Raw genomic sequence first — 13,054 nt, forward strand, 5'->3', positions numbered from 1 at the left:
TGCGACGGAAGGTAATCGAAAACGGAACCGGGTGAGGCGGTTTTTGGCAAATTCATTCGGCATAGGAAGGGGTGTGGGAACATGCGGCGCCGCGGTCTGGTGGATCTTTCCCCGGCCCCGCCCCTTCCCGCTGCATCCGATGTGCGGCTCCGCCGCGTGCGGGGCTCAGCCCCGGGCCCCGGTCCTCAAGCTCCCCCAGCTACCGCTGGGAGGTGCCCCCAGACGGGCTGAGTTGCCGCCCGGAACCGGGCACATCCAGCCCGTCCGGCGCTTGAGGACACCGCGCGGAGCGCGGCAGGGGTCCGGGGGCGCGGCCTCCGGTATCGGGAAGGGGCGGGACCGGGGGAAGAACCCACCGCCCCCTAGCCCGTCGGAGCGAAAACGGCCCGCCAGCCACCCCAGGATCCGGAACCCCCCGCGCCGCCCCCGCGAACGCGGCCCCGCCCGCCCCACACTGGGCACCACGGCAGAAAGGCGGTGCCCATGGAAACGACGGTCACGGAGATCGCGCCGGACGTCTACCGGCTCTCCACGTACATCAGCGACGCGGACTTCCTGTTCAACCAGTTCCTGATCGACGCCGAGGAGCCGCTGCTCTTCCACTGCGGGCTGCGCACGCTGTTCCCGCTGGTGTCCGACGCGGTCGCGCGGGTCACCCCGGTGGCGGGTCTCCGCTGGCTCACCTTCGGGCACGTCGAGGCCGACGAGTGCGGCGCGATGAACTCCTGGCTGGCCGACGCCCCGCGCGCCGAGGTCGCGCACGGCGCGATGGGCTGCCTCGTGTCCGTCAACGACATGGCCGACCGGCCGCCGAGGCCGCTCGACGACGGCGAGGTGCTCGACCTCGGCGGGAAGCGGGTGCGCTACCTCGCGACCCCGCACGTGCCGCACGGCTGGGACGCCGGGCTGCTGTTCGAGGAGACGACGGGCACCCTCCTGTGCGGTGACCTCTTCACCCGGGTCGGCGACGCCCCCGCCCTGACCGAGTCGGAGATCGTCGGCCCGGCGCTCGCCGCCGAGGACGTCTTCGGTGCCTCCTGCCTCACGGCCGACACCGCCCCCACCATGCGCCGGCTCGCCGGCCTCGCCCCGGCCGCTCTCGGCCTGATGCACGGCCCGTCGTACACCGGCGACTGCCCCCAGGCGCTGCGCGACCTCGCCGACGCCTACGAGGTACGGTTCACCGCATCGCAGCGGAGGTGAGGCCGAGATGACCGGAGCCCGGATTCCCGTGATCGACCTCGGACCCTGGCGGTCCGGGGACCCGGCGGTGCGCGCACGCGTCGCCGCTGAGGTCGACGAGGCGCTGAGGTCGGCGGGCTTCCTGCTCGTCACCGGTCATGGGATCGACCCCTCGCTGCGGTCGGCCGTCCGGGACGCCGCCCGCGCCTTCTTCCGGCTGCCGGCCGCCGTCAAGCGGCCCTACGCGGTCGCGGTCGGCGGCCGCGGCTGGCTCGGGCCCGGGGCGGAGGCCAACGCCTACGCGGAGGGCACCGAGAGCCCGCCCGACCTCAAGGAGTCGTGGTCCTGCGCGGCCGAGGAGCCCACCGGGGACGCCGCGGTCGACGCCGAGTGGTTCCGGCCGAACGTCTGGCCCGCCGAAGTGCCGGACCTGGAGCCGCTGGTGACGGAGTACCTCGCCCGGACGCGCGCCCTCGCCGACGAGCTGCTCGTCCTCCTCGCCACCGCCCTCCGGCAGCCCCCGGACCTCTTCACCCGCCACACGTCCCACCCCACCTGGGGGTTCAACCTCAACTGGTACCCCGGCACCGAGGTCGTGGGAGCCCCGCTGCCCGGTCAGTTCCGCATCGGGCCGCACACCGACTTCGGCACGGTCACCCTGCTCGACCGCCAGCGGGGCAAGGGCGGGCTCCAGGTCCACACGGACGAGGACGGCTGGCAGGACGCCCCCTACGACCCGGAGGCCCTCACCGTGAACATCGGTGACCTGATGGCCCGCTGGACCGGCGACCGGTGGCGCTCCGGCCGGCACCGGGTGCTCCCGCCGCCGGCCGACGCGCCCACCGAGGAGCTGATCTCCCTGGTGTACTTCTACGAGTGCGACCCCGGCACGCGCGTCGCCTCGCTGCCCGCCCCGGTCGGGCGGGTCGCGCACGAGCCGGTCGATTCCCACCTGTACCTGCGGGAGAAGCTCCGCGCCATCAGCGTCGGCTGACCGCGCCGCCGGGGAGGCCCGGGCGCACCCGGCCGTCAGCCGTCGGCGGCGCCCGTGGCGTGGCACCGGACGGCCCGCTGCCAGCGGAGGTGCAGGGCGTCCAGGCCGGGCAGGGCACGGTCCGCCATGAAGCAGGCCGTGGAGGTGCCCCGGTAGGTGAGCATGAGGACGCCCATCGGGCTGCCCTCGGGCAGGCAGCCGACCGGCATCACCGAGATCACCGGATCCGCGCCGAACCCGAGGGCGTGCCGGGCGACGAGCCCCGAGACGCCGACCGCGGCGTGGGCCGGGTCCGCGGCGAGGGTCCGCGTCATGCGGCGCAGCACCCACGAGGGGAGGCGGGGCCCGGCGGCGGCGCGGCGCAGGGCCTCGCGGTGCCGCCGCGACCTCAGCGGCGCGGTCTCCCTCATGGCACCTTCCAGACGCGCCGTCAGGGGGACGTCGCCACCCGGCAGCACGACCCGGACCATCGCCGTCCGGTTGCCCGGCGCGCTCGCCTCCTCCGGGCGGCGGATGTTGGTGGGCATGGTCAGCGCCAGCTCCGGGGAGCGGTGCGCGGGCGGCCAGTGCTCCGCCGACCAGCCCTGCACCGCGTGGGCCACGGTGGCGAGATAGGCGTCGTTGGAACTGCCCCCGCCGGTACGGGCGATCGTGCGCAGGGACGCGGCCGGGACCCTGGCCCAGCGGAAGGTGCGCCGGGCGGACAGCGGGTGCCGTGCGGAGTCCCACATCTCCGTCCGGCGGGTCGCGCGCACCGTGGCCGCCAGGGCGTGGAGGCGGTCGCGCGGCGTCGGGGCCGGGGCGTCGCGCAGCCCGGGGAACACCGCGGACGACCGTTCGTCGGGGACACCGTGCGGGGTGAAGAGGGTTTCCAGGGTGTGCAGCATGCCGGCCCCGTCCTGCACGGTGTGGTGCACGAGGTAGAGCACGGCGTACGTCCCCGGGGCGTGGCCGTGGAGCAGCCAGATCCGCCATGGCGGCACGCCCTCGGGCAGTGGTTCGCGCAGGAGCATCTGGACGGCGCGGTCCAGTTCCCCGGCGCCGGGCGGCAGCGGATGGTCGACCACATGGGTGGCCGGATCGGGGTACCGGGCCGCCTCCCAGCGGGTGCCCGCGTCGGCCAGGAAATGGGTCAGGGCCGGCAGCGCGGTCAGCCGTTCGAAGATGTGGTCGCGCAGGTGTTCGCGGCGGGGCGCGGTGCCGAGCAGCTGGAGCAGGGCTCCTATGCGCAGCCGGGAGTCGGGGTGGTGCACGGGGAAGGCGCGCATGGCCCGGTCGGTGAGGGAGGGGGCGGCCAGGTGGGACGGGGTCCGGGACGGAACGGTCATCGGTGGTCCGGAGCGGGCACGGGCCCGGCTTCGCGCGGCCGTTCGACCGCCTCGGGGACATGGAGTGCGCAGGCGAGGGGCATGCCCGGAAGGTAGTGCTCCGGGCATGCCGCAGACAGATCGTTTCCGGTCGGTACGCGCGGGTACGCCGCCCGGCGGGTGCGAGAGGTGCCGGGGGCGTACCGCCGTCCGGCGTGGCCACCGCGGGCGGTCCCGGTGGCGCCCCGCCCGTACGCCCGCTGACGTCCGGTCAGCGCGGGCCGTCGGCGTGGAGGCACCGCCACTCGGCCGTGGCCACGCCTCGCAGCACCACCCCGACGACCTCCTCGGCCAGGGTCGCCGTCACCGGCAGGTGCCCGAACAGGACGCGGTAGTAGGTGGTCGAGGCCAGCATGTCGAGGAGCAGGTCGATGTCGGCGTCGGGCCGGATGTCGCCCCGCTCGATGCCGCGCCGCAGGGCCTCGGCGGTCGAGGCCCTGCGGGTGTGGAAGAACTTCTCCAGGAACGCGCGCTCCAGGTCCGGGGTGTCGGCGAGGTCGGCGATCAGGGCGGGGAGCACCCGCCGGCCCAGGGGGTTGCCGAAGGAGTGGCTGAGCGTGGCGATCCCGGCGATGAGGTCGCAGTGCGTGCAGCCGGTGTCGGGGGTCGGTGTGGTGCCCACCGTGGTCACGAGCGCGTCCACGACGAGGTGCTGCCGGGAGCGCCAGCGGCGGCGCAGCGCGGGCTTGCTGGTGCCCGCCCGCGCGGCCACCGCCTCCAGCGTGAGGCTGCCGTAGCCCGACTCGCCCAGGATCTCCATCACCGCGGCGGGCACCGCCGCGTCGATGCGCTCGTCCCGGGGCCTGCCGGCGCGCTGCCGGCCGGACTCGCGCGATGCGGCCAGGGCGCTGTTCGGGGTGTTCACCATGCGGCCAGTATAGGTAGGCTGAGATACATTCCGTTCCGGAACGGAATGAAAATCTCCCGAGGTGGGAACCCTGAGGGGGAACGCCGAGGGGAACCTCGCGAAAACGCCCGTGGAAGCGCAGTCCCAGGAGGTCGTCGTGGAGCAGGATGTCAACCAGGTCATGGAGGTACGGCCCGCCGCGCCACCCGCCGCCGGCCCGCCCGCCGCCGCGGAGAGCGTCTTCTCCGGGGCGTACCGGGCCCTGACCGTCGGAGTGATCCTGTCGGTGAGCATGGTCGCCTTCGAATCGCTCGGCGTGGCCACCGTGCTGCCCGACATCGCCCGGAACCTGAACGGGCTCGGCGCCTACGGCTGGGGCCTGTCCGCCCTGATGCTCGCCAACATCATCGGCACCGTGGTCGCCGGCCGCTCCGCCGACCGGCACGGCCCCGAGCGGTCCATGGCCGTCGGCATGGCCGTCTTCGCGGTGGGCTGCGCCGTGGCCGGAGCGGCCGCGTCCTGGCCGCTCTTCCTGCTCGGCCGGGCCCTCCAGGGCCTCGGCGTCGGCGCGGTGATGAGCATGGCCTACACCGTCATCGGCCTCGCCTACCCCGAACACCTGCGGGCGCGGATGTTCGCCCTGCTCTCCTCCGCCTGGACCGTCCCCTCGCTCATCGGCCCGGTCATCGCCGGCACCCTCGCCGAACACACCAGCTGGCGCGGCGTCTTCCTGCTCATGCTGCCGCTGATCGCCGTCGCCGCCGCGCTCACTCTGCCCGGCCTGCGCCGGATGAGCCGCGCCGGGGGACCGGCGGCCGCCGCTCCTGCCGCACCCGACGGCCCCTGGTGGAAGGGCCCGCTCGCCGCCAGCGTCCTCCTCACCGCCGGCACCGCCCTGCTCCTCCAGGCGCTCCTGCTGAAGAACCTCGCCCTGCTGATCCCGCTCGCCGTCCTCGGCGTGGCCGTCGCCGTGCCGACGCTGCGTCAGGTCACCCCGGCCGGCACGCTCGGCCTCCGCGCGGGCATCGGCGCCGGCATCGGCATCAGGTTCCTGCTGTGCGCCGTCTACTTCGGCAGCGAGGCCTTCCTCCCGCTCGGCCTCCAGGAACTGCGCGGCGTGAGCCCCGCCATGGCCGGCCTCGGCCTCTCCGCCGGCGCCATCACCTGGGTGCTCGGCTCCGCCTACCAGGCGCGGACCGACGGCCGCGAGCGCGGCCGGACCGGCAGCGTCACCCTCGGCTTCGCCGTCCTCCTCGCCGGCGTGGTGGTCATGGCCCTGGCCGTCCTCGTCACGGCGATCCCCGCCCTCGTCGCCGTGGCCGGCTGGGCGGTCGGCGGCATCGGCATGGGCATCGCGTTCAACGCCGCCACCACCGACACCCTGGAGCAGACCCCCGCCGAGCAGCAGGGCCTCGTCAGCGGCTCGCTCCAGCTCGCCCAGACCCTCGCCACCGGCCTGATCGCCGGCCTCGGCGGCGCGGCCATCGCCATGGCGCACCACCACGGTTCGACGACCGAGCTCGCCCTCGTGTGCACCTTCGTCCTCACCGCGGCGCTGGCCCTCGCCGGCGTCCTCCTCTCGCGGCGGCTGCGCCCGGCGCCGGCGCGGTGACGGGCGGGGAGACGGGGGCAGGACCGGAGCCGGTGCCGGAACCACAGCCGGAACCACCGCCCGACCAGGAAGGGACACCCGCCGTGGAGAACGTGCTGCTGCTCGGACTGAGCGCACCGGCCGAGGACGACCCTTTCGGAGACCTTCTGCTCAGGGCCCTCTCGGTGCCCGGCGCCTCGGGCCTCCGGCTGGTCGTCAGCGCGACACCGTCCGTACTGGCGCGGCCCGGCGCCGCCCCCGTCGCCTCGCACCCCGTGGCCTACGCGCTGCGGCAGATGGCCGCGCTCGCCGACGGCCTCGTGGTCACCGCGCCCGAGTCGGACGCCGTGCCGCCCGCGTCGCTGCGCACCCTGCTGGACTGGCTGAGCTGGCCGGCCGAGAGCTCACCGCTGGCCGGCAGGCCGGTGGCCGTCATGACCACCACCCACGACGCCGGTACTTCCACGGACCCGTACTGCGAGGTGGAGCGGATGCTCTGGAGCGCCGGTGCCACGGTGGTGGGGCCGCGCACGGTGATCGGGCGGGCGGACCGGGCGCTGCGCGGGACGGAGGACGGGCGGGTGTCCATCGACGATCCCGGGGCGGCCGTGCGGTCGCTGTTCCACTTGCAGCGGACGGCGGCGGAGGTCCGCCGGAACGCGGGGGCGCCACCCGCGGGCGGGGACCGGCCGTGGCCGCTCTGAACGCGGCGGGGCGGACGGGGGCGTTACCCCGGCCCGCCCCGCCCCTGCCCGGCCGGGGCCCCGCCGGTGGACGGGGTACGGGCAGGGCCGCGCTACGCGTGGCAACGCAGCATCGCCAGCGGCGGATTCGCCAGGAAGTCCGCCCAGAACTCCGCCCCGAACTCCCGCACCCCTTCCTCCGGCACGGACATCGGCACCCACGTCACCCCGCCGAACCCCGCCGTCGCCAGCGCCTCCTCGTACACCTCGCGGCGCGGGTAGTGGGTGACGAAGGAGACGGGCGGTTCGAGGAGGGCCGTGATGCGCGCCTTCGGGCCGATCGGGCCGTGCCCGACCGCCTCGTAGCGGAAGCCGTACTTCGCGGTCGGCGGACCGTCGAAGCGGAAGCCGGGGGCCTGGGTGAGGACGTGGAAGGCCCCGCCGGGCCGCAGGACGCGGTGCACGGCGCGGCACATGCGCGTCATCTCCGCCGCGTCCCGCGCGTAGTTGAGGAGGTAGACGGCGGTCGCGGCGTCGAAGGGGCGCTCGAAGGCCGGCAGCCGGGCCGCGTCGGCGACCGCGTAACGCACGCCGAGCGGGGCCCGTTCCTCGATCGCCCGCGCGGCCGCCACCATCTCGCCCGACACGTCGACGCCCAGGACCTCCGCGGCCCCGAGCCGGCGGACCTGCCGGGTGTAGAAGCCGGTGCCGCAGGCCAGGTCCAGGACCGAGGCGCCGCGCACGTCGCCGAGCATGCCGAGGAAGCTGCCCCGCTCGGGGTGGCGGGCCAGGGGCAGCGCCTTGAAGCCCTCGTAGACCTCTCCGATGCCGTCGTACTGCGTCGTGCCGCCCCCGGTCACCGGCCGTCCCCCGCCACCCGGCGGAATATCCCGACGAGGTAGGCGAGGCCCTCGACGGCCCGGGGCACCCGGTGCGTGGCGACGGGCGCGAAACCGTGCGCGCCGACGAGGGCGGTGAGCTCCGCCACCGTGAACTCCCGGTACAGGCGGTCGCCCTCGTTGGCGTACAGGCCGCCGGCGCCGTCCGCGGCGTGGAAGACCGAGAGGGCGAACAGGCCGTCGGGGCAGAGCAGTTCGTGGATCCGGCGCAGGTACGGGCCGTAGGCGCCGGGGTGTTGGTGGTGGAAGCAGCCGTTGTCCAGCACCGCCTCGTACTCCGCGGCGCCCGGCAGGTCGAGCACGGCCGTGGCCAGGAAGCGGGCGCGGCCGGGCCACTCGACGGAGATGATCTCCCAGGCGGGCGAGGCGACGATGTCGACGCCGGTCACCCGGTGCCCGCCGGCCAGCAGGAGTTCGGCGTCGCGGCCGTGCCCGGTGCCGAGGTCGAGCACCCGCGCGCCGCCGGGCCCGCCGAGCACGTCCATCAGCAGCCCGGGGACGCGGCGCATGGCCTCCTCGCCGGTCCACAGGTCGCGGCCGCCGGCGTAGTGGTCGTGGAAGTCGCGGCGCAGGACGGCGTCGTAGCCGGCCTCGTCGAAGGGGGTCGCCCGGGTGCGCGCGACCGTGTACCGGTCGGCTATCGGGTGGCTGGTGTCCATGCTGGGCCTCCTGTCGGGGAGCACGTGCGGACGGGCCGGCGCAAGGGGTGAAGGGCCGGTTCCCGGCATCGTAGGACGGGCGGGGAGCGGCTCCCCGGTGCCGGGGAAGAGGTCGTCAACTCCGCCGGGGGAACCGGACGATGGCCCTCTTTCGGGGGAACTCTCCGCCCGCCGGGAACCGGCCCGGGGGCCCGGAGCGTCGGGCGGACTCCTGGTGTCCCGGCGGGCCCGCCGAACAGGGGCATATGCCGGGTCGGGGCAAGCCGCGCGACCCCGCCCCACCGGCCCCGCGCCGCTGCTACCGTCCCGCGACATGGAGCAGCTCTTCAGCCACGACGAACTCGCCCTCATCACGGCGGCAGCCGAGGAAGCGGGCATGGCTCCGCGCGACTGGGTCCGCGGCGCCGTCCTCCAATACCTCACGGAGGACCTCTACGAGGACGAACCGGCCACCACAGGCGCCCCGTACCGGCCCGATCTGGAGCACGCCCGCTGGCCGATGACCGAGCACTGCCGGTCGGGCCGCCCGCTGCTGGAGCTGCACCACGCGGGGTGCTGGGTGCCGAAGGGCGACGAGAAGACGATGACGACGGCGCAGGCGCGGCAGGCGCTGCTGGCGGGGGAGGCGGGGGCGTGCGACGCGTGCCTGCCGGAACGGTTCCTTACGCCGGCGGTGTAGGCGTGGCGTTCCGTGGTGACGCGCGGTGTCCTCAGTCTCCCCCTGCGGTGGCAGGGGGAGACTGAGGACCAGGGTCCGGGGCGGAGCCCCGCACACGGCGGGAAGGGGCGGGCGGGGAACAGGCCCGCCACTGGCGCGACCCGCACGCGGGACCGGACTACGGATCCGCGCACGGGCCACCCTGAACCGCTACCTCACGCCGCCACCTCCACCTCCACCCCGCCCGGTGTCAGCAGCGACACCACATGCCCCGTCAGCCCCGCCGCCGTCGGATAGTTCCACAGCACCGTCACCGGCAGCCGCACCCCCATCCGCTTCTCCAGCTGCGCGCAGACCCGCATCGACATCACCGAGTCGAGGCCGAGGTCCGTGAGCGGCCGCTCCGGGTCGAGTTCGTCGACGGGCATCTTCATCTCGCGGGCGAGCCGCCCGAGGATCTCCTCGCGGACGCGCGCGGCGAGCACGTCCCCGGGGAGGTTCCCCCACTGCTCCGGGCCGTCGTCCCCGGCACCGGCAGCCGCGCCGGTCTCCGCCGCGGCCTCCGCCACCGGGGTACCGGCGGCCTCCTCCGTCGCGGCCCCGTTCGCGCGCAGCGCCCCGAACCGCGTCCCCGGCAGCCACGCGAGCAGCCGCCCGGCCTCGTCGCTGACGGTGATGTCCACGGTGTCCGTGGCCCGGTCCACGAGGCGGATGTCGACGATGCCCGTCTCGGGCGCCTCGCCCACCACCCGCACCTCACGGATCTGCGCCGGCATCCGGACCATGGGCGGGCCGCCGTAGATGATCGGGACGATGCCGAGCGCGGCGTCCAGCAGCGGCGCCCAGGTCACCTGGTCACCCGGCACGGCCGGGGCGTGCACCCGGGCGCGGATGACGCCGTCGCCGGTCAGCAGCTCCTCGACCGTCCACGGCCAGGCGATGCCCTCCACGCCGATCGCGTCCAGCCGCCCGATCACGATCGACGGGTCCGCGGGCGTGAGCCCCTGGGGCGCCGGTACGGAGACCAGTTCGGCGGGGAAGGGCGCGGAGTTCTCCGCCATCGTCGAGGAAGTGGTGTGCGTCAGCCAGTTGCCCGGCCCCCGGGCCGTGTCGGAGGTGGCCGCCGGCCGGGTGCTCAGCCGCAGGGTCAGGCCCTCCTGGACGACCTGGACCTCGCGCGGGCTCGCGAGCGCGATCGGGAACTTCAGGGAGACGTCGAACAGCGCCTTGCTGCCGCCTTGTCCGGGCGCCGCCTCCAGGAAGGTGTGGATGATCGAGGAGGCGGGGACGATCGACGCGCCGTGCAGGGCGTGGCCGCCGGGGAAGGGGCGGCTCGCGTCGTCGAGACAGGTGTTCCACAGCCGCAGCCGGCCCTCCGTGGCGACGTCGACGGGCCGGCCGAGCAGGGTGTGCCCGGTGACGTCGTGCTGGTGGGCGACGACGGCGCCGGCGGGCAGCACCGCGTCCCGCCAGTAGCGCCGGTGCTGCCAGGCGATCGGCGGCAGTTCGGCGATGGTCGGGGCGGCCGCGTGGTGCCGGGACCAGTCGATGTCGGCGCCGTGGCTGTGCAGCGCGCCCAGGTTGAGCAGCAGCGTGCGCAGCTCGGGCCGCTCGCGGCGCAGGGTGTGCCCGACGTGCGCGCCCGTGATCCGGAGGTGGTCCAGGGTCTCGGTGACCGAGTGGGCGACCACCGGGTGCGGGGAGACCTCCAGGAACCGCCGGTGCCCGTCCTCGGCCGCGGCGGTCACCGCCTGGGCGAGGCGGACGGGGTTGCGCAGGTTCGCCGCCCAGTAGTCGGCGCCGTGCCCGGCCCGCGCCCGGGGGTCGTCCAGCGCCGTGCTGTACAGGGGCACCTCGGGCGTACGGGACGTGAGGCCCGCCAGTGCCTCGCGCAGCGCCTCGGTGAGCGGGTCCATGTGGGTGCTGTGGAAGGCGACGTCGGAGTTGACGGAGCGTACGGGCACCCCCTCGGCGGCCCAGTCGCGGGCGAGCGCGGCGACGGCCCCGGCGTCCCCGGACACCACGGAGGTGGCCGGTGACGAGGCGATCGCCGCGCAGACCGGGCCGTCGTCCCCGAGCCGGGCGGCCGCTTCCTCGAAGGGCAGTCCGACCATGGCCATGGCGCCCTTGCCGGCCACCTGGCGCAGCAGCGCGGAACGGCGGGCGCTGAGCCGGGCGCCGTCCTCCAGGCCGAGGGCCCCGGCGACCACGGCGGCGGCGATCTCGCCGACGGAGTGCCCGATGACGGCGGAGGGCCGGTGCCCGAAGGCGCGCCAGACCTCGGCGAGGCCCACCTGCACCGCGAAGATCATGGCCTGGGCGCGGTCGGTGGACGCGAAGTCCCCGGCGACGACGGCCTGCCGGGGCGAGAACCCCAGCTCGCTGCGGAATATGGGCTCCAGCCGGTCGATGACCTCCCCGAACTCGGGTCGGGTCGCCAGGAGTTCGGACGCCATGCCGGCCCACTGGGAGCCGTGTCCGGAGAACACCCATACGGTGCCGGTGTCCGCGCCGGGCCGTACGGCGCCCTCCGCCACGCCGACCGCCTCCAGGTCCTCGGCGCCGTCCTCGGCGAGCGCGCGCAGGGCCGTCACCAGTTCGGCGCGGCCGCAGGCGACCACGGCGGCGCGGTGGTCGAGGTGGCTGCGGCGCAGGGCCAGGGTGTGGCCGACCGAGCACAGCGGGGTGTCCGGGTGGCGCTCCAGCCAGTCGGCGAGCCGCCCCGCGTACTGCGTGACGCCCGGCCGGGAGCGGTAGGACAGCGGGAAGACCTCGGGCACGGCCGGGTGCGGCTCCCCGGGGCAGCGGCTCGTCGTGGCGCCCCGGCCGGTGTCCGTCGCGGGGGCCTCCTCCAGGACGACGTGGCCGATGGTGCCGCCGTAGCCGTATCCCGAGACGCCCGCGCGGCGCGGGGTGTCGCCCTTGGGCCAGACCTGGTGCTCGGTGACCAGCCGCAGCCCCCAGTCCTCCCAGGGGATGTCCGGGCTGGGCTCGCTGGTGAGCACCGTCGCGGCCATCTCGGCGTGCCGCAGCATCAGCGTGGCCTTGATGATGCCCGCGACGCCGGAGGCCGGTTCGGCGTGGCCGATGTTGGACTTCACGGACCCGATCCAGCAGGGCTTGTCGGCGGGGCGGCCGGCGCCGAAGACGGCGTGCAGGCCGGAGGCCTCGACGGGGTCGCCGAGCCGGGTGCCGGTGCCGTGCGCCTCGATGTAGCCGGCGGTGGCCGGGTCCAGGCCCGCCGCCTGCCAGGCCAGCCTCAGCAGGTCGCGCTGGGCGTCGGGGTTCGGGGCCATGATGCCGCTGGTACGGCCGTCCTGGGCGACGGCCGTGCCCTTGATCACGGCGAGCACCCGGTCGCCGTCGCGGCGCGCGTCCGACAGCCGCTTGAGGACCAGCACGCCGCAGCCCTCGGCCCGGCCGTAGCCGTCGCCCTCGGCGTCGAAGGGCTTGCTGCGGCCGTCGGGGGAGAGGGCGCCCGCCGCCTCCAGGGTCAGGGTGTAGGCGGGGGAGAGGATGATGTTCACGCCGCCCGCCAGGGCGAGGGAGGTCTCGCCGGTGAGCAGGCTCTGGCAGGCCAGGTGCACGGCCACCAGCGAGGCGGAGCACGCGGAGTCGAGGACGAAGCTCGGGCCGTGCAGGTCCAGGACGTGCGAGACCCGGTTGGCGATCCCGGTCAGCTGGGCGCCGATGCCGGTCCACGGCTCGATGCGGGGCAGGTCCTCCAGCAGCCGCCGACCGTAGTCGTCCGAGCAGGTGCCGATGTAGACCCCGGCGTCGGAGCCGGCCACCGACCGGGGCGCCATGCCGGCGTGCTCCAGCGCCTCCCAGGCGACCTCCAGGACCAGCCGCTGCTGGGGATCCATCAGCTCGACCTCGCGCGGGGTGATGCCGAAGAACTCGGCGTCGAAGCCGTCGACGTCACCGAGGAAATTCCCGGGCCGGTCGGCCCTTCGCAGGGCCTCCGAGAACTCGGGGCCGACCTTCGTGTACGGGCGCCACCGGTCCTCCGGCGTCGGTTCGACCGACACCTTGCCGTCGGACAGGAAGTCCCAGAACGCCTCGGGCGAGTCGATTCCGCCCGGGAACCGGCACCCGATGCCGACGAGGGCAACTGATTCTTGATTCTGCATGCCTGTCAATTCCGTTCGTCTCGGAAGGGATTCGTGCATGA

General features: G+C 75.0%; 10 protein-coding genes. 5 read left to right on the top strand and 5 right to left on the bottom strand.

Annotation, left to right across the window (positions count from 1 at the left end; all coding sequences use genetic code 11):
• Window positions 1-483 precede the first annotated feature (483 nt).
• On the top strand, window positions 484-1,203 hold the full coding sequence (locus SMD11_RS31510) for an MBL fold metallo-hydrolase (protein WP_087929681.1): 720 nt from the start codon (window positions 484-486) through the stop codon (window positions 1,201-1,203).
• A 7-nt stretch (window positions 1,204-1,210) separates the two neighbouring features.
• On the top strand, window positions 1,211-2,176 hold the full coding sequence (locus tag SMD11_RS31515; RefSeq protein ID WP_087929682.1) for an isopenicillin N synthase family dioxygenase: 966 nt from the start codon (window positions 1,211-1,213) through the stop codon (window positions 2,174-2,176).
• A gap of 35 nt (window positions 2,177-2,211) precedes the next feature.
• On the opposite strand, the gene SMD11_RS31520 is transcribed toward SMD11_RS31515, so the two are convergent.
• Both SMD11_RS31520 and SMD11_RS31525 read right to left on the bottom strand, forming a co-directional pair.
• Window positions 2,212-3,504, bottom strand: coding sequence for a wax ester/triacylglycerol synthase domain-containing protein (locus SMD11_RS31520; RefSeq protein WP_159395412.1), 1,293 nt, complete (start codon window positions 3,502-3,504; stop codon window positions 2,212-2,214).
• Window positions 3,505-3,754: 250 nt separating this feature from the next.
• The gene (locus SMD11_RS31525) at window positions 3,755-4,411 is read right to left on the bottom strand and encodes a TetR/AcrR family transcriptional regulator (RefSeq protein WP_087929684.1); all 657 of its coding nucleotides are present in this window, start codon (window positions 4,409-4,411) and stop codon (window positions 3,755-3,757) included.
• Window positions 4,412-4,520: 109 nt separating this feature from the next.
• Between SMD11_RS31525 and SMD11_RS31530 the strand changes: the two genes are divergently transcribed.
• Together SMD11_RS31530 and SMD11_RS31535 are read left to right on the top strand one after the other, a co-directional pair.
• Window positions 4,521-6,002 carry an MFS transporter gene (locus SMD11_RS31530; RefSeq protein WP_234366252.1) on the top strand — a complete coding sequence of 494 codons (1,482 nt, stop codon included), beginning with the start codon at window positions 4,521-4,523 and terminating at the stop codon, window positions 6,000-6,002.
• 32 nt (window positions 6,003-6,034) lie between these two features.
• Window positions 6,035-6,685, top strand: a complete 651-nt coding sequence (locus SMD11_RS31535; RefSeq protein ID WP_159395413.1) for an NAD(P)H-dependent oxidoreductase — start codon at window positions 6,035-6,037, stop codon at window positions 6,683-6,685.
• Between the two features lie 92 nt (window positions 6,686-6,777).
• Here the strand turns inward: SMD11_RS31535 and SMD11_RS31540 are convergent, their stop codons facing one another.
• Complete coding sequence (locus SMD11_RS31540) at window positions 6,778-7,524, bottom strand: class I SAM-dependent methyltransferase (protein ID WP_234366253.1); 747 nt, start codon at window positions 7,522-7,524, stop codon at window positions 6,778-6,780.
• Window positions 7,521-8,222 (bottom strand): SAM-dependent methyltransferase, encoded by a 702-nt coding sequence (locus SMD11_RS31545; protein WP_159395414.1) that lies wholly within the window; start codon window positions 8,220-8,222, stop codon window positions 7,521-7,523. Before SMD11_RS31545 ends, SMD11_RS31540 begins: the two co-directional genes overlap by 4 nt.
• Before the next feature lie 313 nt (window positions 8,223-8,535).
• Between SMD11_RS31545 and SMD11_RS35610 the strand changes: the two genes are divergently transcribed.
• Complete coding sequence (locus SMD11_RS35610) at window positions 8,536-8,901, top strand: DUF6233 domain-containing protein (protein WP_159395415.1); 366 nt, start codon at window positions 8,536-8,538, stop codon at window positions 8,899-8,901.
• A 194-nt stretch (window positions 8,902-9,095) separates the two neighbouring features.
• Here the strand turns inward: SMD11_RS35610 and SMD11_RS31555 are convergent, their stop codons facing one another.
• On the bottom strand, window positions 9,096-13,013 hold the full coding sequence (locus SMD11_RS31555; protein ID WP_199843996.1) for a type I polyketide synthase: 3,918 nt from the start codon (window positions 13,011-13,013) through the stop codon (window positions 9,096-9,098).
• Window positions 13,014-13,054: the final 41 nt, after the last annotated feature.

Source organism: Streptomyces albireticuli, assembly GCF_002192455.1.
Classification (GTDB): Bacteria; Actinomycetota; Actinomycetes; order Streptomycetales; family Streptomycetaceae; genus Streptomyces; species Streptomyces albireticuli_B.

Excerpts from the sequence above, each read along its gene's own strand:
- SMD11_RS31510 (WP_087929681.1), top strand. The coding sequence starts at position 484 with ATGGAAACGACGGTCACGGAGATCGCGCCGGACGTCTACCGGCTCTCC.
- SMD11_RS31545 (WP_159395414.1), bottom strand. The coding sequence starts at position 8,222 with ATGGACACCAGCCACCCGATAGCCGACCGGTACACGGTCGCGCGCACC.
- SMD11_RS31520 (WP_159395412.1), bottom strand. The coding sequence starts at position 3,504 with ATGACCGTTCCGTCCCGGACCCCGTCCCACCTGGCCGCCCCCTCCCTC.
- SMD11_RS31525 (WP_087929684.1), bottom strand. The coding sequence starts at position 4,411 with ATGGTGAACACCCCGAACAGCGCCCTGGCCGCATCGCGCGAGTCCGGC.
- SMD11_RS31555 (WP_199843996.1), bottom strand. The coding sequence starts at position 13,013 with ATGCAGAATCAAGAATCAGTTGCCCTCGTCGGCATCGGGTGCCGGTTC.
- SMD11_RS35610 (WP_159395415.1), top strand. The coding sequence starts at position 8,536 with ATGGAGCAGCTCTTCAGCCACGACGAACTCGCCCTCATCACGGCGGCA.
- SMD11_RS31515 (WP_087929682.1), top strand. The coding sequence starts at position 1,211 with ATGACCGGAGCCCGGATTCCCGTGATCGACCTCGGACCCTGGCGGTCC.